Here is a 26,520-nt window from a genome sequence, read left to right on the forward strand (position 1 = left end):
CATCCAGTTCCAGCCGGGCCACCATCGGCTGTACGGTCAAGCCACCGGCGCCGCGCCGCGCCGCTCGAGCGCGGTCCTGCGGATGATTTCCGCGATTTCCGGGCTGCTGCTGCACAGCATCTGGAAATCCGCCGCGTGCAGCGACAGGAGTGAGACAGAAGTTGCGGCAGTGACGGTCGCCATACGCGGTTCGCCGCTGATCAGCGCCATCTCGCCGAAGAAGGCGCCAGGGCCAAGCTCCACCGGGTTCGGCGTCGCGACGCTGACGCGGCCCTCCACGACGAAGAACATCCGATCGCCGGTCTCGCCGCTGCGGCAGATCACGGCGCCCGCCGGCACCGTGCGGGGTCTTAACGCGCGCACGATCTCGACCAGCGTGGCCGGGCCAAGCTTCTGAAACAACGGAACGCCGGCAATCAATTGCCAATTGCGGACGAAATCCTCGCGACGGACTTCTTGATAAAAGCCGGAGGCAAGAATGCCGGCCCAGAGCCCGAAGATGCCGATGCCACACATCATGACAGCCCCGGCAAGGACGCGGCCGGCGAAGCTTTGCGGAATGTCGTCGCCATAGCCGGTAGTGGACAGCGTGACCACCGCCCACCACATTGTCTCGGGGATGCTGCCGAACTTTTCCGGTTGGACGTCGCGCTCGATGACATAGGCCGCGAGTGCGACACCGAACAGAACCAGGCCGAAGACCGTGGTGACGCCGACCAGGTTGCGCGCTTCGTTGGCCAGAACCCTGCCAAGCAGCGGGAAGAAGGTCGAGTCGCGCAGCGGCTTCAGCAGCCAGACAGCACAGTAGAGGCTCCGGTCGGGCGTGCCGTCGAGCAGAAATGCGGCGACTGGAACGAAAACCGCGAGCACATCGATCGCGATTGCCGGCGTCCTGTCCCTGAGGTCTCCCGCCCAGCGCTTGAGCAGGGTCTCGGCCATCTGCAGAAGATAGGCGGCCCAAATGACAGCGAGCACGGCAGCCAGAGCCAGTCTGCTTCGTCCGGACATGTTCGGCATCGTGAGCGCAGCCACCGCCAGAAGCCCAGGCGCAGCGAGCACCGCATTTAGCGGTGCGTAGATTCTCAGAAAAGGCAGTACCGACATTCTATCCCACCAGCGGCCACTGTGCTCCAGAATAGAGGCCTTCCGGGCAAGCGCAAAGGGTGCTTTGCGATCGCAAGATCAGGTCACGCCAATGGCTTTCGGGCGCCGCTATCGGCGCTCCACGGTCGCACCGCAGGCGCGGATCAGTTCGGGAGCCGCCACATTCGCACGCGACCCGCACCGCGCAATTCCGTTTCCTCGAGTGGGTCGCAAGCAAATTTCGGTCCAAGCAGTTGGCAAGTTGCATCGGAAATACGGATTTCATCGGGCTCCGCGGACGTTTGAATACGTGAGGCGAGATTAACGGTCTCACCCCACAGGTCGTAGGCGAACCGCCTCTTGCCTATGACGCCGGCGACGATCGGTCCTGAGTGAATTCCAATTCTCAGCCTTATCGGCTCTCCTGCGAAGCGTTCCCGCCTTACCGCCTTGCGCAGTTCAACTGCATAGCGCGCGAGGGCTTTTGCATGATCGGATCGCGCCGTGGGCAGTCCAGAGACCACCATCACACAATCGCCTATTGTCTTGATTTTTTCGCAGCCGTATCGTTCCGAAAGCCGATCCGCCGCCCTGAAGAAGTAATTCAAGATAGCGAGCGTCGTCACGGCTCCGACGCTTCGCGCTCTTTCGGTAAAACCGACGATGTCGGCAAAAAGCACACTCACCTCCGCGTGGTTGTCGGCAATTTTCTTTTGCGCTTTCAACCGCTCCGCGATCGACGCCGGAAGAATGTTGAGGAGCAGGGTTTCGGCGCGCTGGTATTCACGCGCCAATCCCTCCTGGCTCTTCCTCAGTGCCTCGTTCGTCGATTGCAATTTTTCGTTGAGTTGACGCTCCCTCTCTTGCAGGAGCGTCATTTCATAGGCCTTCTGTTGAAGCCGCTGCCTGTTGTCTCGTTCGGCAGTGGCGTCCAGAAAAAGCAGCCACACGCACGCATTGTCAGCAAAAAAATGAAGGTCGGCGACACGCCCGCCGGGCAGTTCGACCATGTCCATGCGAAACGGAAGCTCCGGGCAAGGCAGCAAACCTTCCATGAATTCAAGCTGCTCGGCAACGGGCTTGCCGATGCGAAGCGATGACAGCCCGTAATGTTCAAAATTGCCGCCCTTGGCAGCTATGCAAAGCTGGGCGTCGATTTTCAGATAAGCGACAGCGTGCCCGTCGAAGAAGAAATTGAAAAACCAATTTCTGACTTCTTTTGGCAATTCATGCATGGTCTATTTGGTGACCATCAAGGCAAGTTGACGAAAGGCGTCATCGACCTGCTCGCCCGAAAGCGCACTTGTTAGATAGATTTGCCATCCACGTTGCCTCAACTCGTTGATCTCACCATCCGATATCGCCCACCGATCGGCCAGATCGGACTTGTTGAACAGCAATACGAACGGCATGGCGCCGAATTCGGCCTCGACCCGTTCGCGCAGCGTGAGTGCCACGGCAAGAGTAGCCGCGCGGGTTCCATCGACGACAAGCACGAGCCCGGTTGCACCGCGAACATAGCTGACGCGGAATGAGCCGATATCGTCTTCGCCGGCCAAATCCCACAAAATCAGATCCACGGTTTTGTCCGGGAGCGCGACGCTCTTCTTGTCGATTTTCACTCCAACGGTGGTCAAATAGGTTTCTGAGAAGATGCTCTGCACAAACCTGCGGACCAGACTCGTCTTTCCGACAGCGAAGCCGCCCAGCATGCAGATCTTTTTTTGCAACATGTTGGGCTCCGCTAGTCCAGGTTTACCGTAATCGAAACCCGGCGATTGGTGGAGCTACCGGTTAGACTGTTTTCAGGTACAGCCGGCTCAAAAGTGCCCGCGCCCCGAACCAGCAGCAGTTCGGGAGCAACGCCGCGCTTGTTGAGAAGCGCACGAACTGTCTCGGCGCGGGCGGCGCTGATCGACGCGTTGGCCGTCTCACGGCCCGTGGTGTCCGAATGCCCGGTCAACATAAACCGCGCCGTTACGCCGGAATTGCGGGCACTCTGGGCGAATTCCTTTATTTGATCCGCCAACCTGTCGAGAACCGGCGTCTGCTCCGGTCCCGGCACAACCTTGCCGGAAGAGAAGAAAATATCGGTCGTCTGGATCGCCTGCCTCAAATGATTAAGTTCTGCGAGGTTCAGCTCACGCAGCTGCGAGACATCCAGAACCACTCCGTCCGCCGAAAGTTGTTCAGCGGCGGCCCGCGCGCGGTTGATCCAGCCGGCAGGAGCCTCACCCACGGCCACAATGCGACCCTGGATGATCGAGAGCTGAACGGTTTTCGGCGGGGACAGCGCCGCCGTCAGCCGCTTCACCACAAACTTCGGATCAAGGCTCTGATAGAATTGCCACTGTGCATGAACGCGGGCAGGATCAACGTCCGTTCCGGACAGCAGGGCTTGCGGGTCGGCGGCAAGCGGGTCTCTCAAGCCGGAAATATAGAAATGTCCGCCCCTCGCCGTTTGTTGGGCGACGATGATTCCCGGTTGGGCCTCAAGTCGCGACACATAATACTGCCAGTGCTCCGCCGCGCGTGCTTCGGGGCTCACGTCACGAACCTTGGAGATGTCGAATTCGGGTCCGCCTGCCGAAAGCTGCCGGGCCGCCGCGCGAGCGCGATCGATCCAGGTGTCGGGAGCCTCACCCTCGGCAACGATGCGATCATCGACGATCGAAAGTCGTACTGTTTCCGGCGGATACAGTGACGCCGTCAGCCGCTTCAGCACGAACTCCGGCTCAAGGCTCTGATAGAACTGCCACTGCGCATGAACCCGGGCGGGATCGACCTCTGTTCCCGACAACAGCGACTGCGGATCGGCGCCAAGCGGGTCTCGCAGGCCGGCAATATAGAATTGGCCGTCGCTTATCTTTTGGTCTGCAACGATGATGCCCGGCTGGGTCTCCAGTCGCGACACATAGGCGTGCCAGCGCTCCGCCTCGCGCACTTGGGGACTTACGTCACGAACCCCCGAGATATCGAAGACCGGCCCGCCTGCCGAAAGCTGCTGGGCCGCCGCGCGCGCCCGGCTGATCCAGGTGTCGGGAGCCTCACCCTCGGCGACGATGCGGCCATCGACAATCGAAAGTCGCACTGAATCCGGCGGAGCCAGCGACGCCGTCAGCCGCTTCAGCACGAACTCCGGCTCAAGGCTCTGATAAAATTGCCATTGCGAATGAACCCCGGCCGGATCGACTCCCGTGCCTGACAACAGCGACTGCGGGTCGACGGCAAGCGGGTCCCTCAGGCCGGCAATATAGAACTGGCCATCGCGTACCTGCTGTTCGGCAACGATGATGCCCGGCTGGGCCTCCACTCGCGACACGTAAGCCTGCCAGCGCGACACGTAAGCCTGCCAGCGCTGCGCTGATTGCCAGGAAAGAAAGTACCAAACGCCTGCCAGACTCAAGAGCAACAGGGCAACGGCCGCCACCAGCCACGGAAATCCGTCGTTTGATTCCTCTTGCTTGAGCTCGACGCAGGTCTGCAACTGCGCCTCTACGGAGGCCAGCTGCGAACCGTCGCCGTCGAACTGCTCTAAAGCCTCTGAGGATTGCTCATGGATGCGAAGCAACACATCGCGAACGATTTCATGCAATTCCTCCGGCGGATTTCCCCGGATCACCGAAACCAGTGTCGCAAACGGTCCAACTTCCGACCAGAGACGAAGCTCGCCGAAACGGATTGTGTCCAGGCCGCTCTGCTCTTTCTCGTTAAATGAGTCTTTTACAAAATCCTGAATCGCACTGAGCATCGAAGAAATGAGCTGAGGATCTTCGCTCGTCGCATTGTCGGCAGTTACATGCGCTATCAAAAGGCCGGAATTCCGATGAATGAGAAAGGCATGTTCCACACGGTAGACAAGGGAATGCTTCAGAACAACTGCGGAGAAGCTTGCCCCTGTTCTCCAGGCTTCAAGTCTCCACTTGAGCCCGTGCCAGGTGAATATGTGCCTTAGAGTTTCATTCAGCGACTGAAAGGTCTGGTCGATCTTTTCGCCGATCGACTTGCGAATTGCCGGCAGAAACACCGGGTACAATATGTCCGTCAGCGTGCGCGGGCTCTTCTGGATCGACCGTTGCACAGCCCGTTCGACAGCTGGCGCAAGCGCCTCGCCGAGTTGCGCGTAAGGCGCTCGTCCGGCAGCACTGGGAAGAACGTCGCCCACGGCCGCCGCAAGCTGCTCGGGTTCGTCGAGCAGATGCGTGACGCGTGAAAGCTCGGAGATTTCGCGGCTGACCAGCAACTGCCGCAGCGTTTCCATGCGCGGATCGGCGGTTGGAACCGCCTCGAACTGCGCACGGTAGTCCGGATCAACGTTCCGGGCAATTTCGATCAAAAGACGAGCCAGAGCCTCGCGATCAATCTCTGTATCGTTCGAGGCTGTTCTTTGCGGAAGGTTGAATGGGTCGACGGTGGACGTCAAGGTCCCATCAACTCACTTTCCAGCTACGGTCCGAGTTGCTCTTGCTCCCGACGGGATCCTGATTGAGACACTTTGCAACCTCGACAAACAGGCCAGCCAAAAGATTTCGGTCGGTCTTGACGTTGCTGAGGTCGGCAAACATCTTCTCGATCAGCATCTGAACGCCTTCATTCTTCTGCTTGATTTCCTCACGCAGCAAATGATCGTTTCGATTTATCCGGTCCGAAACGTCGCGCTCGAGCGCGCTCAACTGATCCGACAACGTGCGCACCTGCTTTTCAAGAGCCTGGTTTTGCTCGCGAAGATTCCGGTCGATCTCTTTGTCGGCATCGGCTCGTGAATCTTTTTCGCTCCGTAATTGCCCTGCAAGCGAATCGATCTGCTTCTTTGCATTCGACTCGTACATTTCGAGATTGCGCTTGGCCTCGGACTCGACATCCTTGAAGCGCTGCAACACCCGTTCTTCAAGCTTGGAAAAACGGCGGTCATAGTCCTGCATCTGGTTGCCGAACAGCAGGTCACGGATCTTGTCGACACCGACGGCGTCGCCGGCGGTTCCGTTTTCGCGAGCCTGAACTCCCATGAAGTTCAGCCCGTTTCCTTCTGTGTTACCTATCAGATTTACGTCCGCCTTCTTTTCTGAAGAAGCGGAATTCGAAGATTCCTTAGCCATCCATATACCCCCATTGAACACATGCCGTCAGGTAAGCATGTCAGCAATCGGGCCGCAAGCCGGATTCGTCTTGACTTATGCCTATTCATGGGGCAGCCGAGCGCGATGCCTAACGGCCCGGCAATGGCAATCAGGGGCGATGCCCTCTTGAAGGCGCGGAGCGTGCGGACGGTTCCGGGTATCCAAAAAGCGGCCTTCAGTCGAACGTCGCCAGCGGCTCGGCATTGATCTCGACCCACTCACAGCGCCGGCTTTCGTGGTAAAAAGACTGAAATGGCGGCGGGAACGACGGGTCGGCGAAGGCGCCGACGGGAATGGCGATCACGCCGGGTTGCGTGTCGATGCGATAGTGGACGGCGGCGCCGCACTCCGGACAGAAATTGTAGATGACGCGGCCGCCCTCGTCGCCGGTGCGCGTGAACTGCTTCGCCCGCCCCTCGATCGATACATCAGCTTGCGCAAACCGGACATTGTAGCTGAAGGCGCTGCCGGTGCGGCGCTTGCAGTCGAGGCAGTGGCAGACCGAGATGCGCACCGGCTCGCCCGAACAGACGGCTGAAAGCTGGCCGCAGAGACATTGCGCGCGGCGCGAGACCATAGTTTCTTCCTCCCCTTCACATCACTGCGTATCGGCGCTGGCCCTCAGTTCCGTCCGCTTCTGTTCCGAAACCATGGCCAGATCCAGCACCTTCTGCAGTTCGGCGGCATGGTGGAATGAAGGCTCGGCCTGCACGCCGCTGCGAACCGCATCGACGAAGCGCTGGTAATTGGTCGGCACCGTGCCGGCGTCGAGCACCTGCCATTTGCCGTTCTCGATATCCTCGCCGACACACGCCTTCAGTTCCGAACCCTCGAGATTGTGCACGACTTCGATGCCGCCCTTGTCGCCATAGATGCGCAGGCGCAATTCGTTGATGTGGCCGGTCGCCCAGCGGCTGCCGTGAACGACGCCAAAGGCGCTGTTGGAGAAATCCAGCGTCATGGCGAAGCTGTCATTGGCGTCGAGGTCGTATTCGCCGATGCGGTTGCCTGGCGCCTTGTCGAAGGTGCGCAGCCGGCAAAACACGTGGTCGATGTCGAGTGCGGCGCCATAGCTGGCGAAATCGAGGATGTGGATGCCGACATCGCCGAGCACGCCGTTGGAGCCGTGGTCACGCGACAGCCGCCACAGCCATTTCGGGTCGGTGCGCCAGTCGCCCCAGAATTTCGACACCAGCCAGCTCTGCAGATAGGAGGACTCGACGTGGCGGACGGTGCCGATCTCGCCGGCCAGCACCATCTGCCGCGCCTTCTGCAAGGCAGCGACATTGCGATAGGTGAGATTGACCATGTTGACGATGCCGGCGGCCTCAGCCGCTTTGGCCATCTCGCTTGCCTTGCCGAAGTCTTCGGCCAGCGGCTTTTCGCACAGCACCGGCTTGCCGGCCGCGATCAGCGCCATGGTGGTCGGGTGGTGAATGCGGTCGGGCGTGACGTTGGCGACCGCATCGAACTCGCCCCACGCCAGCGCGTCTTCCAGCGATGTGAATCGCTTCGGTATCTTGAACCCGTCGGCAAATTCGCCAACGCGCTGTTCATCGACGTCGACAGCACCGACGATCTCGACGCCGTCGATACCGCCGAAGCGGCGGGCATGCTCCTGCGCCATCCAGCCGGTACCCAGTATCAAAAGCCGCATTCTCTGCACTCCGAGCGAATTGGTTCGATTCAATCATATGGCGCAGATACGGTTTAGGAAACCCATGCGGAAAGCCGCTACGCCTTTTTTCCTGGATTTTGCTTTAGCGGAAGCCGGCCTCGCCCGAAGCGTGCAGCTTGCCGCCGCGCTCGACGATCGGCTCCAGCGCCTTCTCGACCGGTACGTTCGGCGCCTCAAGGATCGCCGACTTGGTGCCCTGCGGATTGTGCGCCCACTTCACCGCATTGCGCAGCACCTTGTGCACATTGGCGTCGTGATAGGTCGGATAGGTCTCGTGGCCCGGGCGGAAGTAGAAGACATTGCCGGCGCCGCGGCGATAGGTCAGCCCAGAACGGAACACCTCGCCGCCCTGGAACCAGGAGATGAAGACGGTCTCCAGCGGTTCGGGCACGGCGAACTGCTCGCCATACATTTCTTCATTCTCGAGCTCGAAATATTCGCCGACGCCTTCGGCGATCGGATGGCTGGGACTGGTCACCCAAAGCCGCTCGCGCTCGCCCGCCTCGCGCCATTTCAGCGTGCAGGGCGTGCCCATCAGCCGCTTGAAGATTTTCGAGAAATGGCCGGAATGGAGAACGATCAGCCCCATCCCCTCCCAAACGCGGCGGGCGACGCGCTCGACGATCTCGTCGGCCACCGCGCCATGATCCTTGTGGCCCCACCAGACCAGCACGTCGGTCTCGGCCAGACGGTCGGCCGGCAGGCCGTGCTCCGGCTGCTCGAGCGTGGCGGTCGAGGCGGAGATCGCCTTGTCGGCATTCAGCGCCTTGGCGATGGTCGTGTGCATGCCCTCGGGATAGAGGGCTGCGACCACCTCATTGGTCCGCTCATGGATGTTCTCGCCCCAAACGACAGCGCGTATTGTCATGGATGTCCTCGTGGTGAAGCCGACCCGCAGGGGTCACTCATAGTCTGCCTGGGGGTGAAAAGGGAATAGGCAGTGGGAAATAGGCAATAGGGGCAGAAAAACAAGGAACAGACGATGGACGCTCCTGGGCCCTACTGCCTACTGCCTACTGCCTACTGCCTACTGCCTACTGCCTACTGCCTACTGCCTACTGCCTACTGCCTACTGCCTACTGCCTTACGCTCCCCGGCCTTCCTGAGCGACCCGCGTCAGCGGCTTGGTCAGGCGCGGCACGACGACGAGGCGCTTGATCTTGCCCTTCTTGTAGGCGGCAAGGAAGCGGGCGTAGTCCTTGAAGACGACGCAGCCATTGGATTCCGCACGGCCGCCGCGCAGCATGTAGGTGTGGGCGAGCAGGCCGTCGCGGCCGTATTTATTGCCGCCGCTGACGGGAGTGAGACGGAGCGCCTCGACGCCATGGAAGCGGGATTCGCGCAGTCGCAGATCATAGGTGTTGGGCGGCGTCGGGCCGACATTCTTCTTGTGCACGAAGCGCGGCTGGTCGACCATCGAACCCAGCCCCGAATGGGCCTCCAGCCGCGAGCCGTCCGGCATATAGACGGTCTTGGCCGAGATATCGTACACGGCGACGCCGCCGCCCATTCCGGGCGTGGCGAACAGATCCTTGAAGGCGCGACCGACACCGCCCGCCGGGACGTCCGGCTTGGCATAGGCCAGCATCTCGCCGGCCTGTGTCTTCGACCGTTTGCCAGGCTTGATCCGGCTTGATTGGATGCTCTGGCTGTCTGGCACGCCAGGCAGTGCGGCGACCTCCGAAGTACTGCGTGGCGAGCGCGGCGACGAATTGCCCGGCGACTGGGGTGCGGGGCTCTCGGGCGTCCTGTCGGTCTGTGGCTTGGCTGCCCTGGGCTTGCTGGCTTGCCGAGCCTCGGCAGGCTGAGCGGTTTCGGCGCGTGGACGCCAACCGGGCAACGCAATGTTGTCGGGCAGATCGTCCTGCGGCGGCAGCGAAGCGACCTGAACCTCGGCCTGCTCAGGATCCTGCCCTCCGGCGATTGCTTCAACGGCCGGCGGCGGGGCCAGCATGTCAGCGTCTTCCGGCAAGCTGTTGGCCAGCGCCAGCGCCAGGCGCGATGAGCGTTCGATCTCAGCCACTTCCGGCCCAAAGCGTTCCGAGGCCGGGCCATGCTGATCGGGCAGCCGGACTTCGGCGAAACGGGCAGCGACCGGAAGGCTGGCAAGCATGAAGGGCGCATTCGAGGCCTTGGCGAAGGCGGCAGCCAGCTTTTGCGGCGACAGCTCTGCCTTGGCCACCACGCCGTCGAAGCGCATGCCGCGCGAAGTGGCGAGAGCGACGCTGGTGTTTGGTGCAATGTTTGAGGCGACACTGCTCGGGGCCACAGCGTGCGTGGCCGGCTTCAGCCGCGCCATCTTGCCGTCATGCGCGAAGTTCGCGGCGGCATGCGCGCAGCCGGCGTCGCATTGGCTGAGCAGCGAGGCCTGTGATTTTTGCGCCGAAAGCCGAGGCGCCCACGAATTGGCGAGGCTGCGGCGCGAATCGGCAAGTGCTGCGTTCGGCAGAAGCAGACTGTGCGGAAGGCTGTTGGAGGCTGCGGTGAGCGAGGTACCGAGCGAATAGAGGCCGGCCATGGTTGCCACCGACCACAGCGCCAAGGCCGCGCCGACAACCGGCACCACCACCCAGCGCTGGCCGGATCTCTTCGAAGTCAAACCCCGTTCAGGAGTATCGCCCCGGTCTTTCAAACGCAAAAACGCCATACAACCACTCTCAATCGGCATGCAGGCTTGCGACCCTCGCATCCGTGACATCCACAGTTCGCTGGTGCCCCCTGCACCTTTCGCGTCTGTTGCCGATTGAATCAAAAGATGGACAAAGTTGGTTAACCAATCCCTCCATCAGCCACCGATTATGCGGCGCCTGATACGAAAAAAAGAGCACTCCATGGTCTGCGCCACGGTAGAATGCTCTCCCTCACCCCCGCCTTGCTGCCCGTTTTTGCGATCCAAGTCAAGGAAACGCTGCGTCAGCTTGCTGCAAGCCTGTGCTGATTGCCCGCTGATCGGCCTTCTCAATCAGTTGACCTTCCGGTGGCTGGAAGGTCTATCTGCTCAGAGACGGAGACCTCCGGCGACGGAAATTTACCGATGAGAACCGGCATCACGACTGAAGAATCCGACTGCAGGTCGAACCCCTGCTGCGGCTGGCTGAGCACGGATGGATGGGGCAAGGACATGGCGCCGTGAGATGGACTGTGAAAGCGGCGCCGCTGTGGCTGGTCTGTGCCCTTACGATGGGCGCCTCCGTCGGCAGCGGACCGATCGTCGCGGCCCGCCAGGCGTCGATGAAGGAGATGGCGGCGGCTGCGAAAACCATTGCCGGCATGTTCGACCGCAGGCAAGCCTATGACGCGGCAGCCTTCAAGGCGGCAGCGGACACGCTGCGCGCGCGCACCGGCCCTGCCCTGATTGCCGAATTTCCGAGCGGCTCGCTTGGACCGCCTTCGCAGGCCAGGCTGGAGATCGATCAGTCACGGGCGGAATTCGAGGCCCTGGCAAATCAGATCGGAACGCTGGCCGACGCTCTGGCCGCCAAGGCCGAAAGCGCGCCGGCCGTCATCACCGATGACATGCGCATGGGCACCGGCCTGGCGATGGGCGGCGGCAGCCTGCTCGGCAAGCGCTCGATTCCAGAGGAAGCCGATCCGACCAAACTGCCGGCGGAGCATATCCTGCATCTCATCCTGCAGGATTGCTCGACCTGTCATTCGAAATTCCGGCAAAAGGTACAGTGAAGCGACATTATCCGGCGGAGCATTTTCTTGCTGGCCTGCGCCACAGTCACTTTGCATACAAGTAAATTCGTTTGTGCTAATATATCGCCGGTCGTGCATATCCATGCATGACGAGCATCGGGAGGATGCAATGAAAACCATGAATCGCAGGTCTGCAATTGCCCTCGGTCTGACGACCGCCGCGGTAGCGCCTTTGTTCACCTTGGCGGCATCGGCAAAAATCAAGAAATACGGCCCGAAAGAGGGCAAGGAGATTGCGCCCGGTGTCAGGGTGGTGGAGGTCGGCACCGGCAATGCAGACATTCCCGCCTACAAGAGCATCGCAATTATCGACGTTGTGTTTCAGCCCGGAGCACATGCTCCTCAAACCGTGATGGACAACGACATGGTGTGCACCATTACCTCAGGTGCATTCACGATCAAGAAAGCGGACAAGGAATTCAAGCTCAAGACGGGTGATATGTACACCTGCTCCAAGGGCAAGACCGATGAAGCGACGAATACAAGCAAGGAGGTCGGCGTGCATCGCATCGCCGTATTGATACCCGCATAGCAGATGGAATTCCGGCCGGACCACGCCGTCGCGAGTCCGGCCGGCCAGACGAGGCGATCTCGTTCCGTCGTCAGCGCGGCCATCTCACGCCAGCCACTCCCTGATCGCCGGGCGGGCGGGAACGGCGCGCATGTGGTCTTCGCGCTATGGCTTTGTTTGGGCATGATCTTTTGGGGAAGCTGGCTTGGTTTCAAAATCAACGGCTAGGTCGAATGGCTGATCAATCAGCGCATCCACGTAGCCAATACGGAGATCGAAAACCGCACGAGTTTTGCCGGCCACCAGGCGGTGTTCGAGGCGATCGAGCGCCGCGACCCGGAAGCGGCCGGCCAAGCGATGCGGGCGCATCTGGAAAACGCCCGGCGCAAGTTCAATTCAGGTTCGGGCAGATTGGACTAGCCGGCAGACGCGGCAGCGCTCTGGCGCAAAGCAAAAAGCCCGCCGTTCAAAGCCGGCGGGCTCCCTTCAATCATACAGCGCGATCCGGTCGCCGATAACCAGGACGACCGAATTTCGGCCTTCAGCGGCTGGTTGCGCTCAGGGGGCGGGCTTCGACGGGTTCGAAGCGACCAGCGATCCCAGTTTGCCGGCTTTGGCCAGACTCGGCCTTTCGTAGGTTTTTTTCACAGAATCCCTCCTTAATAGCATCAATTTCGTCTGCCGGGCCCGTTTTGTCAAATCTGGCAGCAGTCCGTCACAGGTCCCGGCGGCAATTCGTGCCGTTACGCCGGCTCGCGCTTCAGCGCCTGCGCCATGCAGTGAATGCCGCCGCCGGTCTTGGAAATCTCGCTCATGTCGACGGCAGCAACCTCGAAGCCGCGCGCTTTGAGTTGGCCGATCAGCGACTGGCTCGACGTCGGCGCGATCACCCTGTCCTTGCCGAGCGACATGAAGTTGCAGCCGAGCGCCATCGTGTCCTGGAAGGGCACGTCGATGATCTCGTGGCCCTTGCCCTTCAGCCAGTCGACGATGCCGGGCTCGGTGCAGGCGAGGCACACCGCGGTGAGCTTCTCGGCGATCGGCACCACCATCAGGTCGATATGGACGTAATATTCGTCGATGAAGGCGAGGCGCGTTTCCCAGCCTTCCTTTTCGAACCAGTCCTGCACCTGGCGGGCGCCCTCTTCCTGCGTGCGGGCGCCGCCGCAGCCGATCAGCACCACGCCCTCCTCGATGACGTTGAAGTCGCCGCCTTCGAAGGTGCCAGCCGTGACCATGTCGTAGATGGGGATGCCGAGCTTTTCATAGGTGCGGATGGCGGCATAGTTCTCGCCGCGCCGCCACCAATTGGCCATGGCGGTGATGAAGGCGCCGTAGGGCGTCATGACGCTGGAGTCTCTGGAATAGACCTGCATCGGCAGTTCCGGCGTCGGCTCGTGCCAGTGGATGTTGACGCCGAAATGCTCGTAGGCGGCGACGAGGTCCTTGTGCTGCGCCTGCGCGATCTGGACGTTGCAGGGCGCTTCGCGCAAATGCTTGCGCGACAGCGAGCTGGTCGAGAGGTGGCGCAGGAAGTTTGGCGAGCCGAGCAACACGTCTGTCAGCACGTCGGTCTCGTTGGCAAAGCCCCATGACGTCAGCGGCTTGGTGCCGCCGGCGGGATTGCGGCGCTGCAGCGAGAACGGTTCGGCGATGATGCGATCATGGACGGTCATAAGGTTCTCCTCGATTTGACTATGCAGCTTGATTGGATTGGCTGCTCGGAATCCACCAATCGCGCCCCCGCGCGGTGGTGACATATTCCGGCCAGCGGAAATTGATCGGCGGGTCATAGTCGCAAAGCGGCGCGATCCAGTTGGAGCCACCAATGCCGCCGCCGCTGCGGGTGACGAATTCGTCCATGGCCGCATCGCGCGCGGCCTTGTCCTCGAGCAGGCGGAGGGCTGCAAGCGCAACCGTCTTGGCGGCGCAAATGACCATCGGGTCGATGGTGGCCGAGATACCGCCCAGCGCGTTCATCGCCCAGGATGGATAGGCATGGCCATTCGCCGAGCGCAGCGCCGGGCGAGCGACATAGAAGCGTGCGGTCGGCGTGTGCCACGACATGTCGGTGTAGTCGTCGGAGGTCGAGTTGATCTGCGACGGAGGCAAATCGCGGCGCAGGATTGCCTCGGCCTCTTGCGGCGCAACCAGCCGCTCCATCTCGTCGATGAAAGGGTTGTCGGTCGCGGTGCCGCCGGCATTGACCTGGACCTCGCGACCGATCGCTTTCGCCGCCTCGTCCCAGCTCGGAGCGCCAACGGTGGACAGCGCCTCATAGGCAATCCCCGCCATGGCGTGATTGGCGAGGCCCGGCCTCGACTTCGACACCCAATGGCGCTCATAGCGACAACCGCTGACCGCCGCGGCCGCGGCCGCATTACGGTCGAGCACCGCGGTGACCTGCTCTGCCATGGCAATGGTCGGCACGCGGATCATGTACTGGATCTCGGCCAGCCCCGCCGGCAGATTGTCGGCGGTCGCCTGCCCGGCGGTGAGGATCGCCTCGCTGATCGACCAGCCGCCCTGGTGAGGCAGCATGGAATCGCGCAGCGCCTTGGAGGTCATGTACATCGTCATCAGCGCGTCATTGGCGCCGGGCGCCCGCACCGCCGAATGCGCCTGCGGGATCGGCGCGCCATCGCTTGCGCGAACCCAGTTTTCGGGTTCGTCGCAGACAAATCGGTAGATCATCGCGTAGGCCGCGCCGCAATGCGTGTCCCAACGCGCCGTGTTGCAGAGCGGCAGCATATAGAAGGGATGGAACGAGATCATGCCGGCAAGGCCGTCATAATAGCCTTTGGCTGCATGGATCGGCTTCGAGCCCCTGACCTTCTCGGCCGGCTCGCCGGTGAAGCGCAGCGTCCCCTTGATGCCGTGGCGTTGCATTGCCGCCTTGGTGACCAGAAGTCCGCCGAGGCTGGCAATGCCTAGTCCGGAATGCGGATCGGTGTGGCCGCCGGCCTCGACGCCGAGGCCCGGGCGGGGCCTCTTCACCGTTGCCGCATCCTGGCAATTACCGGGCACAGCGTCATATTCGCTGTACATGCCGATGGTCGGACCTGGGCCATTCGTCCAGTGGGCACAGAAGGCGGTCGGCATGCCGGCCGACCCTTCCTCGACCGAAAAGCCCTCATGCTTCAGCCGCGCGACATACCAGGCCGCCGACTGGTATTCGCGCCAGGCTGTTTCGCCGAAATCGAAAATGGTGCGCGTCCACGCCGACAGCGAGGGCTGGATGCCATCGAGACAGGCAAGCGCGGTGGCTTGCGCCGAGGTCGTCACCGGTTTCTCCATGCGGCCCAAGAAAGCAGTGAAGCGGCATTGCAAAAAGTGATATGTTTTTCCGGTTCATGCAAATTCGGTTCACCTGAGGCCTCTTGCGAATACCTTCCACACAGGCGCTGCGCGCCCTCGACAGTTTTGCCCGTCACGGCAGCGTCTGGCGCGCCGCCGACGAACTGCACCTCACCCGCAGCGCCGTCAGCCATCAGTTGCGGCTCCTCGAACGCGACCTCGGCTTCGACCTGCTGGAGCGCATCGGCAAGGGCGTGGCGCTGACACCGCGCGGCCAGCGCTATGCCGCCGATGTGAGGAAGGCGCTGACCGTGCTTGGCGATGCGGTAACGCGCCAGGCCGGCACCGGCGTCGGCGGTTCGTTCGCCGTTTCCTGCACGCCGGGCTTCGCCTCTCTGTTTTTATGCACCCACATCGGCGAGTTCCGGCAGATGTATCCGGACGTGGCGCTGTCGATCCTGACGCCCAGACGGCTGGACGATGTCAGCAATCCGGACGCCGATGCCTTCATTGCCTTTGGCGTCGGCAACTGGCCGAACCGCTCGGTGGAGTTGCTGTGCGAAATCTCGTTCACGCCACTTTGCAGCCCGACACTGCTCAACAAGGTCGGCGGCTTTTCAAAACCGGCCGACGTGCTGCGCGCCAATCTCCTGCATCTCGGCGACACCGAGGACTGGGCGCGCTGGCTGGCGCTGTCCAAGGTGGAAAACCCCGACACCGACGGCGGCATCTTCTTCTCGGACATGAACCTCGTTTTTTCCGCGGCGATCGCCGGCCAGGGCATCGCCATGGGCGACGAGCTGACCAGCCGCCGGGCGCTGAGCGAAGGCCGTCTGGTGCGCCCCTTCGACATCGCGATCCCCTCGCCGCGCTCGTATTTCCTGGTGTCGGAACATGCCAAGGCCAGCCACCCGGTGCTGGAAGCATTCAATGGGTGGTTGAGGTCGAAGCTGTCGGAGAACCGGATCAGCCCGTACTAGCCTCCCATCCGTGAATCAAATTTGCCGGTCTGGCGAAAACTATTCGGTTGCGGTGAGCCGGCGCACTGCCCTACGCTCAAGCCACGATCAAGGAAGAGGCAGGATGCAGCAACCCGGCCGGGCCGCAGAGATCAAGGCAATCGGGATCGGCAAGAGCTTCGGCTCGTTCCAGGCGCTGGACGATCTGACGCTCAATATCGGCCGCGGCGAGTTTTTGACGCTGCTCGGTCCCTCCGGCTCGGGCAAGACCACATTCCTGATGATCCTCGCCGGCTTCGTGCAACCGACCGCCGGCAAGCTTTTCAGCGACGGCATCGACATCACCGAGCGGCCGGCCGAACAGCGTGCCGCCGGCATGGTCTTCCAGGGCTATGCGCTGTTCCCGCACATGTCGGTCGAGGCCAACATCGCCTTCCCGCTCAAGGTACGCAAGAAATCGGCTTCCGAGATCAAGCGCCGCGTTGCCGAGATGATCGAGCGCGTCGGCCTCAAGGGCCATGAGACGAAACTGCCGGCGCAGCTTTCCGGCGGCCAGCAGCAGCGCGTGGCACTGGCGCGCGCGCTGGTGTTCGAACCCGGCGTGCTGCTCCTCGACGAGCCGTTCTCGGCGCTCGACAAGAGCCTGCGCGGCCAGATGCAGGCCGAGATGAAGCGGCTGCATCAGGAGACCGGCACCACCTTCGTCTTCGTCACCCACGACCAGAGCGAGGCGCTGGCGCTGTCGTCGCGCGTCGCCATCTTCAACCATGGCAAATTGCTGCAGGTCGGAGCGCCGGACGAGGTGTATGACCGGCCGGCCAACCGCTTCGTCGCCGAGTTCCTGGGCGAGATCAACATGCTGCCGCTCAAGGGCGTGAAGCGCGCCGACAATGGCGCGACCGCGCTCTGCGAAGACCGCGCGATCACGCTGCGCGGCAATGCCGAGGCGGTGAACGGCAACGCCATATTGGCGATCCGGCCCGAACATATGTCGATCGCGCGCGAAGCCGCCACCGGCGAGAATGGCATCGCCGCCACCGCCATCGGCTCGACCTATCTGGGTGCGGCGACCAAGCTCGACCTGACGACGCGCCAGGGCGCCAAGGTGACGGTGTCGGTGCCGAACGAGGTCGCGGCCGCGGCGCTGAGCAAAGGCAATTCCGTCTGGCTGACCTGGCCGGCGGAAAAAGGTTTCCTCCTTCCGGACGGAGGATGACGACCAAAGCGGGCTTCCAGCAATGAATCTGGGATTCGCGCCAACTACCGGAATTATCAACAACAAAAAGGGGAACTGACATGACAAACGAAACCAAAAAACAAGCCATGGACGGCTTGTCCGCTAGGGCAGCGCGCGGAGAGATTTCGCGCCGGCAATTCACGCAGCTCGCCGCACTTGTGCTGGCCGGCACGCCGATGCTCTTGCGCTCGACCGGAGCCTTCGCCGCGGCCAAGGAGCTGGTGCTGGTGAACTGGGGCGGCGATGCCCTCACCGCTTATGACGCCGCCTATGGCCAGGCCTTCACCAAGGAGACCGGCATCGCCGTCAAGATGGACGGTTCGGGCCCGACCGAAGGCGCGATTGCCGCACAGTTCAAGAGCGGCGCGCCGACCTGGGATCTCGTCGATGTCGACCCGTTCTCGGCCATCACGCTCGGCGCGCAGGGTGCGCTCGAGCCGATCGACTACGCCATCGTCGACAAGAAGAAGATGCGCGAGGGGTTCGGCTGGGAATACGCGGCGTCGACCTATTTCTTCTCCTATGTCATCGGCTATGATTCCGAGAAATACGGCAAGGACGCGCCGACCGGCATGGCCGACTTCTTCGACGTGAAGAAGTTTCCGGGCAAGCGCTCGCTCTACAAATGGGGCGTGTCGAGTTGGGAAGCAGCGCTGCTTGCAGACGGCATCGCGCCGGCCTCGCTCTACCCGCTCGACCTGAAGCGAGCGCATGACAAGATCGCCGCTTTCAAGGAAAACGTCGTGGCTTACTGGGGCGGCGGCGCCGAGAGCCAGAGCGTGCTGCTCAACGGCGAAGCCTCGATGGCGATCGTGTGGTCGACCCGCGCCTCGCTGATCGAGCAGGACTCGGGCGGCAAGATCAAGTTCATCTGGGATCAGGGCCTGATTTCGCCCGGCGCGCTGGCCGTGCTCAAGGGCAACCCCGGCGGCAAGGACGCAGCGATGAAGTTCATCGCCAGCGCCCAGGATCCGCAAAAGCAGCTGGTGATGTTCGACAAGCTCGGACAGGGTCCGGCCAATCCGGCCGCCGATGCGCTGATCCCCGCCGACAAGAAGCGCATCAACCCGGTCGATCCCGAAAACATGAAGAAGCAGATCGCGCTCGACATGGACTGGTACGCCAAGAATTACGGGGCAGCACTCGACGAATACACCAAGATCATCTCGGCCTGACCAGGCCGGGCACGAGCTTCGATGAGAGGCACCCTCTCCGACAGGATGGGCGCGGCGGTGCTGATGGCGCCGCTGCTCCTGTTCCTTGTGCTGGCCTACGCCTGGCCGTTCCTCGGCGTCGTCAAGTGGAGCGTCACCTTGCCGACACCGGGGCTCGGCCAGTATGGCGCGCTCGCCACCGATGCCCTGGTGCAGTCTGTGTTCATCCGCACGCTGCGCATCGCGCTGATCGTCACCGTGGTTTCCGTGGCGGCGGCATACGCCATCACCATGGTGTGGGTGCGCGGCAGCCCGGCACAGCGCATAATCGCTGAATTCTGCATTCTCGTCCCCTTCTGGATCTCGGTGCTGACCCGCGCCTTCGGCTGGGTGGCGCTTTTATCCAACCGCGGCCTGATCAACACCTGGCTGCAATCGATCGGCTTCATCTCCGAGCCGCTGGCGCTGGTGCGCAACGAGTTCGGCGTCATCGTCGGCATGACGCATTTCCTCATTCCCTTCGCGGTGTTCCCGCTGGCCTCCGCCATGCGCAGCCTCGACGAGCGCGTGCTGCTCGCGGCGCGCGGGCTCGGCTCCAGCCGTATGCGCACCTTCTGGACCGTGTTCGTGCCGATGACGCGCTCCGGCATCATCGGTTCGGCGATGATCGTGTTCGTCTTCTCGCTCGGCTTCTTCGTCACGCCGGCGATCCTCGGCGGCGGCCGCAGCGTGATGATCGCCGAGCTGATCTATCTGCGCATCTTCCAGAGTCCCGATTGGGGACTGGGCGCGGCGATCAGCGTCGTGCTGGTGCTGTTCGTCGGCGCGCTCATGGCGCTGCTGTTCCGCTATGTCAGACCGAAGCAACTGATCTGATGCCGACCTATCGCCCCGGTCCCGTCTCGCTGATCCTCGCCGTGCTGGTGGCACTGTTCCTGCTGCTGCCGCTGCTGGCGGTCATCCCGGTGTCGCTGACGCCAAGCCGCATGCTGGCTATGCCGACGGGCGAACTGTCGCTGCGCCACTACCGCGCGCTGATCGAGGATCCGCGCTGGTTCGACGCCATCCTGCTGTCGATCCGCATCGGCATCGTCAGCAGCGTCATCTCCACCGTGCTGGCGCTGTGCTTCAGCCTTGGCGCCTGGATGTTCCAGCCGCGATTTACCGCCGCCCTTGTCGGCTTCGTGCTGTTGCCGATGGTGGTGCCGCCGGTGGTCTCGGCGATCACGCTCTACTTCCTGCTGACGTCGATCTCGGGCATGAGCTCGTTCTTCGGCTACGACACCTGGCTCGGCGTCGCCATGGCGCATTCGGTGATGACGGTGCCTTTCGCCACGGTGCTGATCCTGGTCGCGCTCAGCCAGCTCGACCGCCGCATCGACCTTGCCGCGCGCGGCCTTGGCGCCGGCGTGTGGGAACGCGCCACGCGCATCATCATGCCCAACATCAGGTTCGGCATCGTCACCGCCGCGCTGCTGTCCTTCGTGCTGTCCTGGGAAGAGATCGGCGTCACCCTGTTCATCACCTCGGTCAACGCCATCACGCTGCCACGGCTGATGTGGATGGGCCTGCGCGACAACATCGACCCGGCGATCGCCGCGCTCTCGGTGATCCTGATCATCATCACCGTGCTGGTGCTGGCGGTGCGGACTGTGGTGGTGAAGATGCCCGGCGGGCACTGAGCCAAGGTGGCCAACAACAATCGGCGATAGCCAAGCCGCTGTGTGAAGGGCGTTACGGACGGTGAGCGCCGGGTACATTACGCGGCGTCATGGGAAACCTGCCGCTGGTGACATTTGCCTTTGTGTCGGTTCTCGGAATGGCCGTTCCGGGACCGGACGTCGTGCTCGCCATCACCAACGGCTCCCGCTACGGTTTTCGACGCGCGTTTCTCGGCATGGCCGGCGTCGTACTGTCTGATTTCGTTCTTATCAGCATCGTCGCGCTGGGCTTCGGCGCTCTTCTGCTGGCTTCGGAATTCTATCTCTCGGCTCTCAGGATGTTCGGCGCCGGCTATCTGCTTTTCGTCGCCATCGGTACCCTGCGCACCGCGTCCCGACCTTCGTTCAACCCCAACCTTCCCGAAACACGCCATTCAGCCAAGGCACTCATTGGGCGCTGCTTCCTGGTGGCGGTCACAAATCCGGCGGCCTGGCTGCTTTTCCCCGCGATCCTGCCGCATTTTGTCCGCGTGGATGAGCCGATCGCGATCCAGTATGGCATCCTGGCCATTATCGCCGCGCTTGCCGATGTGTTTGTGCTGACGTTTTACGCAGCCCTTGGCGCGCGGGCCGCAACGCTTCTGGCTGGGCCAAACGCCGTGTGGATCGACCGGTTTTACGGTATCGCCCTGCTTGGTCTTTCGAGCACTTTGATCCTGCAGTCCCTCGGGCATCTGAGATAGTCGACACAGGACTACACAGGGCCGGATTTAGCAATCGGTCCGCCGTCAGCTTGCGAAGAATCTCGACAGCCTTGCAGCCGTGTCTTCGGGGTGCTCTTCCGGGAAGAAATGCCCACCCTTGACCGAGCCGCCTTCGACGTTATCAGCCCATTGCCGCCAGATCGCCAACGGGCCGCCCTCCTCCGCATACCAGTTCTCCAACCCGCCCTCGCCGCTCCAGAGCGCAAGCAGCGGGCATCTGATGCGACAGCCATTAGCCTGGTCCTGCGCGTCGTGCTCGCGGTCGATGCCTGCGGCGGCGCGATATTCCTCGCAGATGGCGTGGGCATGGGCGGGATCACGCAGCGCCTCGATATAGGCGGCCCTGACCTCAGCGGGAAAAGCATCTGGAGCCGAGCCCCAGCCGGCGATCGCATTGTCGACAACTGCGTCGGGTGCTGCGGACAACAGACGCTCAGGCAGCGGATCGGGCTGGGCAAGCAGGCTCCACGGCCAGAAGGCCAGCGCCAGCCTGGCATCAGCACGATCCCAGGCGGAGGCCGTGGGGATGACGTCGAGAATGGCGACCTTCGACACGGTTTCGGGATGGTCGAGCGCCAGCCGGTAGGCGACGCGGCCGCCACGGTCATGGCCGGCAACCGTGAAGCGGTCGAAGCCGAGAACGTCCATAACCTGCACCATGTCGCGCGCCATCGCTCGTTTGGAATAGGCGGCATGATTGGCTCCGGAAGCCGGACAGCCGCTTTGTCCGTAGCCTCTCAGATCGGCGGCAACCACGCTGAAGTGCGGCGCCAGGGCCACGGCGATGTCCCGCCACATCACATGCGTTTCGGGAAAGCCATGCAGGAGCAGCAACGGCGGCCCTGAGCCACCGGCCCTGACGAAGATCGATGTCTCCTCCATTTGAACGGTCCTGGCGTCAAAGCCCGCAAACATCAGCTGCCGCCAACCAGTCCGTGGCTGGAACGGATGCGCAGCACCTGGACACCCTTCGGCAATTCGATCAGGAACTCCTTGTCGCGGTCGAGATGGTGGATGCTTTGCGGATCGCCGCCGGTAAAGGCGGCCATCGCCTCGACGCTCTCCCAATAGGAGATGGTGATGAATTCCGAATGCGTCGGCGTGTCCTCGCGAAAAGTCTGCACGCCAAGCGCTTTCTCGATCAGCGGCTTGATACCAGCCTCGTAATTGTAGCGCTCATAGGCGTCGGCCCTGCCGGGCGAGGTCCTGCCGCGCCAGATGCGCGCAATGGTCGGGGTTTTCGGTGCCATCAGCGACAAACGCCTGAACGCGAGCCGCGTTCCGAACATCTCGACTGGTGGCAGCCGGATCGCGGTCCGAACCTGCGAGCAGAGGCCGGCCAAGTTGACTAGCTGTCGCGGTCAATGCACAAGGAGCCATGGTCTGAGGGCGGGACGGTGACGCATCGGTCTGCAAAACCGACGTAGTGGGTTCAATTCCCACTCAGGCCTCCACACTATCTCTTTGAAGTTGTTGGCGATCCCGACAGGATTCGAACCTGTGACCATCGGCTTAGAAGGCCGGTGCTCTATCCAGCTGAGCTACGGGACCGCTGGCCGGCATTTGATATCTTGGCCGGCTGGTGTCTATGTGCCAGGCGCTGACCGCCGGTCAATGCGTCCAGGGTATCCTGCGGTCATAGCGGAAATTTTCCGCATAGGAAATCTGCCGGCGCTTGGTCTCTTTCGGCTCCTCGACACGGAAGGCCAGCCCCTGCTTTTCGGCATAGGCCACCGCTTCTTCCCTGGTGTCGAAGGTCAGCCTGATCTGGCTCAGCATGTCGCCCGATGTGGTGTAGCCCATCAGCGGGTCGATCTTCTTGCGCTGGGCGGGATCGAATTCCAGCACCCAATGGCCGGTCTTGGCCTTGCCGGACTGCATCGCGGTTTTGGCTGGGCTGAAAATTCGCGCGGACATGGGCACCTCGTAGCTGCGTTGGCGGTAGCGCCGCCTTATTTCAGTCAATACTGTGCAACACTGCCGACGGCAAGGCCGAAGCGGCCTGCAACCAGGCCGCTTCGGCAGCGGCATCGGCCCGATACACTGGCGTAGCATCAAAAGTCATGGTCATGATGGCGACACAAGGAGGCATGGACGCAGGGATTTTGCACGCCGAGGACGACAGCCAAGCGATTTTCGACGGCGCGATCGTGATCGGCGCCGGGGCAGCCGGCTTGACCGCAGCCCATGCGCTGCTCAAGACCGGCGTGCCTGTGATGGTGTTGGAAAAGGAAGCCCGGCTGGCCGAGCCATGGCACGGGCGGCACGAGCGACTGCATCTCAACACGCATCGCGACCTTTCGGCGCTGCCGGGCGTTTCCTTTCCTGCCGGCACCCCTGCCTTTCCGCACCGAAACACCATCATCGGCCATTTGAACGAATTCCACGCCATGCACCGGCTGCCGGTCGAGTTCGGCATCGCGGTCGAGGAGATTGGCTTCGAGGGCGACCACTGGCTTGTGCGGACCAGTGCCGGGCCGCGGCTGGCGCGCCATGTCGTCATCGCCACCGGGCGCGACCGGCAGCCCTTCATCCCGGCCTGGAAAGGCATGAAGGCCTTTGCCGGACGCATCATCCATTCGGCCGCATTCGGTAACGCCAAGGCCTATGCGGGCAAGAAAGTGCTGGTCGTCGGCGCCGGCAATTCCGGCTTCGACGTGCTCAATCACCTGGTGGCAGCCGACGCGGGACAGATCTGGCTGTCGGCGCGCAACGGTCCGGCACTGCTGCCCAAGCGCCTCGGCCAGATCGCCGTCCACCGATTTTCGCCGATCCTGGCGCGGCTGCCGTTCAAGCTCGCCGATGCGGTGATGGCGGCGACGCAGCGATGGGCCTTCGGCGACCTCACGGCCTACGGCCTGCCGCCGACGCCTTCGGGCGGCGCAAGCCGGCTGGCGTCGGATTATACCGCCATCGCCACCGATGACGGCGCCGTCGATGCCATCAAGGACCGCAGGATCATCGTGCTGCCAACCGTGCGGGAATTTACCGGCGACACGGTCGTTTTCGACGATGGCGCGACGATCCAGCCCGATATCGTCATCGCCGCGACCGGCTACCGCACCGGGCTCGAGGCCATGCTGGGCAAGCTCGGCGTGCTCGACCAAAAGGGCGTGCCGCTGTTCAACGGCGCCGACAGCGACCCGAAACTGCCGGGCCTGTGGTTCACCGGCATGCGGCCAAGCATCCGTGGCTGCTTCGCCAATGCTCGCATCCAGGCCAAGGCGATCGCAGCCAGGATTGCGCGGGAGCGCATACCGCCAAGCCCCGTTTGATGTTTTAGGGGTTGCGCGACAGGGTCCGGAACCGTATACGCCGCAGGGCCTCGGAGTGTAGCGCAGCCTGGTAGCGCATCTGGTTTGGGACCAGAGGGTCGGGAGTTCGAATCTCTCCACTCCGACCATTTTTTCCCACAAAGCCAGTCCTTGCCCAAGGTATCACTCCCAAGGTCGCCAATGGCTGCCTCGCCGGTAGCGCATGGCGGCACGCATTGCCCAAGCAGCAGCCGCTCGCCGATCGGACCCTACATTGGAACACCAGTTCGCTCCGAGAGTTGTGTATGTTCAACCCAAGGAGCAAACAATGAAAACCCTTCTCATCGCCTCGATGATCGCGTTCGCCGGAACGGCGGCTTTGATCGCACCGGCGCAAGCCGCCAGTCTGACTATCCAGTCCGATGACGACGATCAATATTCGTCCGACGATGGCGATATACAGATTCTTCGCCATCACCAGCGCCACAAAGACTATAGCGACGACTATGGCGACGACTACAGCGACAACCAGGATGGCCAATGGCGGCGCCACCATCGCCATCACCGCTGCCATATCGAACTGGTCAGGCACTGGCGCCATCACCACAGGGTCGTCGAAGAGGTCAGGGTCTGCGGCTGATCCGATCGCTTTAGACCTGCTACGGCCGAGTTTGGCGACCGGAGCACCAATCTGACTTAAAGCGCGTCTCATTTGAACGGACTCACGCGACGCGCTTGAGGTCTTGTTTGATGCATGTTTGATGCATGCGGTTCTCTCAAAACCGGGGCCACTTGAGCGACATGCATCAGGCGCCCGTGTCATCGAACAGCATCCCTTCGGCGGGTTTGGCTGAAAATCGACGCAGGGATAATCCCCTCGCTCCACCTCTATCGCCGGTCTAAAAGCGCGTCGCGCTGAAACGTATCCAGGCGACGCGCTTTGATTTTTGTTTTGATGCATGTCGTTCTCTCAAAACCGGGACCACTTTTGAGCGACATGCATTAGACTCCGGGCAAGGGGAGATTCTGGATGCTTGGTCTCGAGGCATGGCTTTCGCTGATTGGCCCTGCCTACTTCGCTTACATCGGCATCACGGTTCCGTTCGTCGTCGTCTGGGCCATTATCTGTGCGGCCCTGTGGATCTGGAACAACCGGCCGAGCAAGAGGCAAGGCCCTCCCCGCTCGTGGCCCGCCAGCGTGCTGTTCTTTGTCGTCGTTGCCGCGTGCTACGTGGCAGCGCATACGGTGGTCTATCTGCTGGTCCGGTATCTGGCGGCGTTGTGGGCATAAACGTAGCTCTATAGAGCGCTCTCGATATCGGTCTTCGAAAAATCGTCGCCAACATAGAGTAAGCGGCAGGCTCGATCCTTTGCCACTTCATAGGCAAAGCAATCGCCGAAATTGAGCCCGGCCGGATGAATACCCTTGCCCCATCGCCCATACGCCTCGGCTATGCGTCGGCCAGAGGCTGGTGTCACCGCCGTGACCTCGAAGCCGAGCCCGTCGATCAGGCCGGCCATTTCCTCACCGACATTGCGCCTATCCGCCACGATCAGCGCCTCGGCCACTGTGCCAGCCGAGATCAGAATATCGTCTTCGGCTTCCAGCGCCGCAATGCAGGCACTGGATTGAGGTTCGGCAAGAACGATCGCCATCAGGGCCGAGGTATCGACCACGATCATTCGGGCAGGCCATCAGCGCCATAGAGGAAATCCTGGCTCCGCGCGGCATCCGACCCGGCCTTTGCCTTGGCAGCGCCGGATGCTCGCATTGCCTCCAGCAATGCCCGGCGGCCTTTCCTGTCAGGGGCAGCCTTCACGGGAACAAGGCGCACGGCTGCATGACCATGGCGGGTCAGGATAATTTCATCCCCAGCCTCGGCACGACGCACCAGTTCGGTGAGCTGCCCCTTGGCGTCTGTAACGGATACCTGCATTGACCGCTCCTTTATGGACCATGCTCTGGTCCATATCCAAAAAGTAGACCATCTAATGGTCCATTTCAATGCAGGACGATGAGATCTTGCGGCTTGGTGAAGTCTGAATGACAGCTGGCGCGCAATCGTAGGCCTTGCGGCGATTCTATCTGAAGGTAAGCTCGCC

The 26,520-nt window shown here is 62.1% G+C and carries 28 protein-coding genes and 3 tRNA genes; 14 read left to right on the plus strand and 17 right to left on the minus strand.

What is annotated here, in order from left to right:
• Positions 1 to 36 precede the first annotated feature (36 nt).
• The 9 genes from NKJ75_RS07615 to NKJ75_RS07655 form a co-directional block, all read right to left on the minus strand.
• On the minus strand, positions 37 to 1,104 hold the full coding sequence (locus NKJ75_RS07615) for a cyclic nucleotide-gated potassium channel (protein WP_352499523.1): 1,068 nt from the start codon (positions 1,102 to 1,104) through the stop codon (positions 37 to 39).
• A gap of 143 nt (positions 1,105 to 1,247) precedes the next feature.
• Positions 1,248 to 2,318, minus strand: a complete 1,071-nt coding sequence (locus NKJ75_RS07620) for an adenylate/guanylate cyclase domain-containing protein (RefSeq protein ID WP_352499524.1) — start codon at positions 2,316 to 2,318, stop codon at positions 1,248 to 1,250.
• Between the two features lie 3 nt (positions 2,319 to 2,321).
• Complete coding sequence (locus tag NKJ75_RS07625; protein WP_023670316.1) at positions 2,322 to 2,816, minus strand: Rab family GTPase; 495 nt, start codon at positions 2,814 to 2,816, stop codon at positions 2,322 to 2,324.
• A gap of 11 nt (positions 2,817 to 2,827) precedes the next feature.
• Positions 2,828 to 5,506 (minus strand): OmpA family protein, encoded by a 2,679-nt coding sequence (locus NKJ75_RS07630; RefSeq protein WP_352499525.1) that lies wholly within the window; start codon positions 5,504 to 5,506, stop codon positions 2,828 to 2,830.
• Positions 5,507 to 5,513: 7 nt separating this feature from the next.
• Entirely contained in the window at positions 5,514 to 6,179 is a 666-nt protein-coding gene (locus NKJ75_RS07635) for a hypothetical protein (RefSeq protein WP_023670314.1), read from the minus strand.
• Between the two features lie 196 nt (positions 6,180 to 6,375).
• The gene (locus NKJ75_RS07640) at positions 6,376 to 6,777 is read right to left on the minus strand and encodes a GFA family protein (protein WP_023689042.1); all 402 of its coding nucleotides are present in this window, start codon (positions 6,775 to 6,777) and stop codon (positions 6,376 to 6,378) included.
• Between the two features lie 21 nt (positions 6,778 to 6,798).
• On the minus strand, positions 6,799 to 7,857 hold the full coding sequence (locus NKJ75_RS07645; protein WP_023711879.1) for a Gfo/Idh/MocA family protein: 1,059 nt from the start codon (positions 7,855 to 7,857) through the stop codon (positions 6,799 to 6,801).
• Between the two features lie 103 nt (positions 7,858 to 7,960).
• Entirely contained in the window at positions 7,961 to 8,746 is a 786-nt protein-coding gene (locus NKJ75_RS07650; protein WP_023701869.1) for a ThuA domain-containing protein, read from the minus strand.
• Between the two features lie 216 nt (positions 8,747 to 8,962).
• On the minus strand, positions 8,963 to 10,525 hold the full coding sequence (locus NKJ75_RS07655) for a tlde1 domain-containing protein (RefSeq protein WP_084558234.1): 1,563 nt from the start codon (positions 10,523 to 10,525) through the stop codon (positions 8,963 to 8,965).
• A gap of 482 nt (positions 10,526 to 11,007) precedes the next feature.
• Between NKJ75_RS07655 and NKJ75_RS07660 the strand changes: the two genes are divergently transcribed.
• The 3 genes from NKJ75_RS07660 (at position 11,008) to NKJ75_RS07670 (ending at position 12,511) form a co-directional block, all read left to right on the plus strand.
• Positions 11,008 to 11,559: a cytochrome c gene (locus NKJ75_RS07660; RefSeq protein WP_352499526.1), complete on the plus strand. Its 552-nt coding sequence runs from the start codon at positions 11,008 to 11,010 to the stop codon at positions 11,557 to 11,559.
• Positions 11,560 to 11,689: 130 nt separating this feature from the next.
• Positions 11,690 to 12,112 (plus strand): hypothetical protein, encoded by a 423-nt coding sequence (locus NKJ75_RS07665; RefSeq protein ID WP_023684778.1) that lies wholly within the window; start codon positions 11,690 to 11,692, stop codon positions 12,110 to 12,112.
• A 288-nt stretch (positions 12,113 to 12,400) separates the two neighbouring features.
• Positions 12,401 to 12,511: an FCD domain-containing protein gene (locus tag NKJ75_RS07670; RefSeq protein ID WP_348524571.1), complete on the plus strand. Its 111-nt coding sequence runs from the start codon at positions 12,401 to 12,403 to the stop codon at positions 12,509 to 12,511.
• A gap of 323 nt (positions 12,512 to 12,834) precedes the next feature.
• Here the strand turns inward: NKJ75_RS07670 and NKJ75_RS07675 are convergent, their stop codons facing one another.
• A complete protein-coding gene (locus tag NKJ75_RS07675) occupies positions 12,835 to 13,767 on the minus strand; it encodes a dimethylarginine dimethylaminohydrolase family protein (RefSeq protein WP_023711883.1) in 933 nt (310 codons plus the stop codon).
• 19 nt (positions 13,768 to 13,786) lie between these two features.
• Positions 13,787 to 15,388, minus strand: a complete 1,602-nt coding sequence (locus NKJ75_RS07680) for a zinc-binding metallopeptidase family protein (protein ID WP_031246879.1) — start codon at positions 15,386 to 15,388, stop codon at positions 13,787 to 13,789.
• A gap of 83 nt (positions 15,389 to 15,471) precedes the next feature.
• Between NKJ75_RS07680 and NKJ75_RS07685 the strand changes: the two genes are divergently transcribed.
• The 6 genes from NKJ75_RS07685 to NKJ75_RS07710 all read left to right on the plus strand — a co-directional run bounded on the left by NKJ75_RS07685 (position 15,472) and on the right by NKJ75_RS07710 (position 21,142).
• The gene (locus NKJ75_RS07685; protein ID WP_352499527.1) at positions 15,472 to 16,368 is read left to right on the plus strand and encodes a LysR substrate-binding domain-containing protein; all 897 of its coding nucleotides are present in this window, start codon (positions 15,472 to 15,474) and stop codon (positions 16,366 to 16,368) included.
• A gap of 103 nt (positions 16,369 to 16,471) precedes the next feature.
• A complete protein-coding gene (locus NKJ75_RS07690) occupies positions 16,472 to 17,563 on the plus strand; it encodes an ABC transporter ATP-binding protein (RefSeq protein ID WP_352499528.1) in 1,092 nt (363 codons plus the stop codon).
• Between the two features lie 80 nt (positions 17,564 to 17,643).
• Entirely contained in the window at positions 17,644 to 18,759 is a 1,116-nt protein-coding gene (locus NKJ75_RS07695) for an ABC transporter substrate-binding protein (RefSeq protein ID WP_352499529.1), read from the plus strand.
• Positions 18,760 to 18,780: 21 nt separating this feature from the next.
• On the plus strand, positions 18,781 to 19,614 hold the full coding sequence (locus NKJ75_RS07700; RefSeq protein ID WP_023670301.1) for an ABC transporter permease: 834 nt from the start codon (positions 18,781 to 18,783) through the stop codon (positions 19,612 to 19,614).
• Positions 19,614 to 20,420, plus strand: a complete 807-nt coding sequence (locus NKJ75_RS07705; RefSeq protein ID WP_352499530.1) for an ABC transporter permease — start codon at positions 19,614 to 19,616, stop codon at positions 20,418 to 20,420. The genes NKJ75_RS07700 and NKJ75_RS07705 overlap by 1 nt, the downstream gene beginning before the upstream one ends.
• Positions 20,421 to 20,527: 107 nt before the next feature.
• Entirely contained in the window at positions 20,528 to 21,142 is a 615-nt protein-coding gene (locus tag NKJ75_RS07710) for a LysE family translocator (RefSeq protein ID WP_352499531.1), read from the plus strand.
• A gap of 45 nt (positions 21,143 to 21,187) precedes the next feature.
• Here NKJ75_RS07710 and NKJ75_RS07715 read toward each other — a convergent pair whose 3' ends face one another.
• Positions 21,188 to 22,078, minus strand: a complete 891-nt coding sequence (locus NKJ75_RS07715) for an alpha/beta fold hydrolase (protein WP_502903842.1) — start codon at positions 22,076 to 22,078, stop codon at positions 21,188 to 21,190.
• Positions 22,078 to 22,413 carry an antibiotic biosynthesis monooxygenase family protein gene (locus NKJ75_RS07720; protein WP_023738659.1) on the minus strand — a complete coding sequence of 112 codons (336 nt, stop codon included), beginning with the start codon at positions 22,411 to 22,413 and terminating at the stop codon, positions 22,078 to 22,080. The genes NKJ75_RS07715 and NKJ75_RS07720 overlap by 1 nt, the downstream gene beginning before the upstream one ends.
• A 130-nt stretch (positions 22,414 to 22,543) precedes the next feature.
• Between NKJ75_RS07720 and NKJ75_RS07725 the strand changes: the two genes are divergently transcribed.
• Positions 22,544 to 22,617 (plus strand) — tRNA-Cys (locus NKJ75_RS07725).
• A 20-nt stretch (positions 22,618 to 22,637) separates the two neighbouring features.
• On the opposite strand, the gene NKJ75_RS07730 is transcribed toward NKJ75_RS07725, so the two are convergent.
• A tRNA-Arg gene (locus NKJ75_RS07730) sits at positions 22,638 to 22,714 on the minus strand.
• Between the two features lie 60 nt (positions 22,715 to 22,774).
• Positions 22,775 to 23,080, minus strand: a complete 306-nt coding sequence (locus NKJ75_RS07735; RefSeq protein ID WP_023670294.1) for an ETC complex I subunit — start codon at positions 23,078 to 23,080, stop codon at positions 22,775 to 22,777.
• A gap of 173 nt (positions 23,081 to 23,253) precedes the next feature.
• Here NKJ75_RS07735 and NKJ75_RS07740 point away from each other — a divergent pair, with 173 nt between their 5' ends.
• The 4 genes from NKJ75_RS07740 to NKJ75_RS07755 all read left to right on the plus strand — a co-directional run bounded on the left by NKJ75_RS07740 (position 23,254) and on the right by NKJ75_RS07755 (position 25,708).
• Complete coding sequence (locus tag NKJ75_RS07740) at positions 23,254 to 24,438, plus strand: flavin-containing monooxygenase (RefSeq protein ID WP_352499533.1); 1,185 nt, start codon at positions 23,254 to 23,256, stop codon at positions 24,436 to 24,438.
• Positions 24,439 to 24,489: 51 nt separating this feature from the next.
• Positions 24,490 to 24,566, plus strand: a tRNA-Pro gene (locus NKJ75_RS07745).
• Positions 24,567 to 24,745: 179 nt separating this feature from the next.
• Positions 24,746 to 25,057, plus strand: a complete 312-nt coding sequence (locus NKJ75_RS07750; protein ID WP_023689055.1) for a hypothetical protein — start codon at positions 24,746 to 24,748, stop codon at positions 25,055 to 25,057.
• Positions 25,058 to 25,447: 390 nt separating this feature from the next.
• On the plus strand, positions 25,448 to 25,708 hold the full coding sequence (locus tag NKJ75_RS07755; RefSeq protein WP_023701878.1) for a hypothetical protein: 261 nt from the start codon (positions 25,448 to 25,450) through the stop codon (positions 25,706 to 25,708).
• A gap of 8 nt (positions 25,709 to 25,716) precedes the next feature.
• On the opposite strand, the gene NKJ75_RS07760 is transcribed toward NKJ75_RS07755, so the two are convergent.
• Together NKJ75_RS07760 and NKJ75_RS07765 are read right to left on the minus strand one after the other, a co-directional pair.
• Positions 25,717 to 26,100 carry a type II toxin-antitoxin system VapC family toxin gene (locus NKJ75_RS07760; RefSeq protein WP_023819147.1) on the minus strand — a complete coding sequence of 128 codons (384 nt, stop codon included), beginning with the start codon at positions 26,098 to 26,100 and terminating at the stop codon, positions 25,717 to 25,719.
• Complete coding sequence (locus tag NKJ75_RS07765; RefSeq protein WP_023711889.1) at positions 26,097 to 26,354, minus strand: type II toxin-antitoxin system Phd/YefM family antitoxin; 258 nt, start codon at positions 26,352 to 26,354, stop codon at positions 26,097 to 26,099. The genes NKJ75_RS07760 and NKJ75_RS07765 overlap by 4 nt, the downstream gene beginning before the upstream one ends.
• Between the last annotated feature and the right edge of the window lie 166 nt (positions 26,355 to 26,520).

Source organism: Mesorhizobium sp. M0058, from assembly GCF_040323095.1.
Lineage (GTDB): Bacteria > Pseudomonadota > Alphaproteobacteria > Rhizobiales > Rhizobiaceae > Mesorhizobium.

Bases quoted from the DNA above. Each gene is read 5' to 3' on its own strand.
- NKJ75_RS07615 (WP_352499523.1), bottom strand. From the start codon at position 1,104: ATGTCGGTACTGCCTTTTCTGAGAATCTACGCACCGCTAAATGCGGTG.
- NKJ75_RS07620 (WP_352499524.1), bottom strand. From the start codon at position 2,318: ATGCATGAATTGCCAAAAGAAGTCAGAAATTGGTTTTTCAATTTCTTC.
- NKJ75_RS07625 (WP_023670316.1), bottom strand. From the start codon at position 2,816: ATGTTGCAAAAAAAGATCTGCATGCTGGGCGGCTTCGCTGTCGGAAAG.
- NKJ75_RS07635 (WP_023670314.1), bottom strand. From the start codon at position 6,179: ATGGCTAAGGAATCTTCGAATTCCGCTTCTTCAGAAAAGAAGGCGGAC.
- NKJ75_RS07640 (WP_023689042.1), bottom strand. From the start codon at position 6,777: ATGGTCTCGCGCCGCGCGCAATGTCTCTGCGGCCAGCTTTCAGCCGTC.
- NKJ75_RS07645 (WP_023711879.1), bottom strand. From the start codon at position 7,857: ATGCGGCTTTTGATACTGGGTACCGGCTGGATGGCGCAGGAGCATGCC.
- NKJ75_RS07650 (WP_023701869.1), bottom strand. From the start codon at position 8,746: ATGACAATACGCGCTGTCGTTTGGGGCGAGAACATCCATGAGCGGACC.
- NKJ75_RS07655 (WP_084558234.1), bottom strand. From the start codon at position 10,525: ATGGCGTTTTTGCGTTTGAAAGACCGGGGCGATACTCCTGAACGGGGT.
- NKJ75_RS07665 (WP_023684778.1), top strand. From the start codon at position 11,690: ATGAAAACCATGAATCGCAGGTCTGCAATTGCCCTCGGTCTGACGACC.
- NKJ75_RS07675 (WP_023711883.1), bottom strand. From the start codon at position 13,767: ATGACCGTCCATGATCGCATCATCGCCGAACCGTTCTCGCTGCAGCGC.
- NKJ75_RS07680 (WP_031246879.1), bottom strand. From the start codon at position 15,388: ATGGAGAAACCGGTGACGACCTCGGCGCAAGCCACCGCGCTTGCCTGT.
- NKJ75_RS07690 (WP_352499528.1), top strand. From the start codon at position 16,472: ATGCAGCAACCCGGCCGGGCCGCAGAGATCAAGGCAATCGGGATCGGC.
- NKJ75_RS07695 (WP_352499529.1), top strand. From the start codon at position 17,644: ATGACAAACGAAACCAAAAAACAAGCCATGGACGGCTTGTCCGCTAGG.
- NKJ75_RS07700 (WP_023670301.1), top strand. From the start codon at position 18,781: ATGAGAGGCACCCTCTCCGACAGGATGGGCGCGGCGGTGCTGATGGCG.
- NKJ75_RS07705 (WP_352499530.1), top strand. From the start codon at position 19,614: ATGCCGACCTATCGCCCCGGTCCCGTCTCGCTGATCCTCGCCGTGCTG.
- NKJ75_RS07715 (WP_502903842.1), bottom strand. From the start codon at position 22,078: ATGTTTGCGGGCTTTGACGCCAGGACCGTTCAAATGGAGGAGACATCG.
- NKJ75_RS07720 (WP_023738659.1), bottom strand. From the start codon at position 22,413: ATGGCACCGAAAACCCCGACCATTGCGCGCATCTGGCGCGGCAGGACC.
- NKJ75_RS07735 (WP_023670294.1), bottom strand. From the start codon at position 23,080: ATGTCCGCGCGAATTTTCAGCCCAGCCAAAACCGCGATGCAGTCCGGC.
- NKJ75_RS07740 (WP_352499533.1), top strand. From the start codon at position 23,254: ATGGACGCAGGGATTTTGCACGCCGAGGACGACAGCCAAGCGATTTTC.
- NKJ75_RS07750 (WP_023689055.1), top strand. From the start codon at position 24,746: ATGAAAACCCTTCTCATCGCCTCGATGATCGCGTTCGCCGGAACGGCG.
- NKJ75_RS07755 (WP_023701878.1), top strand. From the start codon at position 25,448: ATGCTTGGTCTCGAGGCATGGCTTTCGCTGATTGGCCCTGCCTACTTC.
- NKJ75_RS07760 (WP_023819147.1), bottom strand. From the start codon at position 26,100: ATGATCGTGGTCGATACCTCGGCCCTGATGGCGATCGTTCTTGCCGAA.
- NKJ75_RS07765 (WP_023711889.1), bottom strand. From the start codon at position 26,354: ATGCAGGTATCCGTTACAGACGCCAAGGGGCAGCTCACCGAACTGGTG.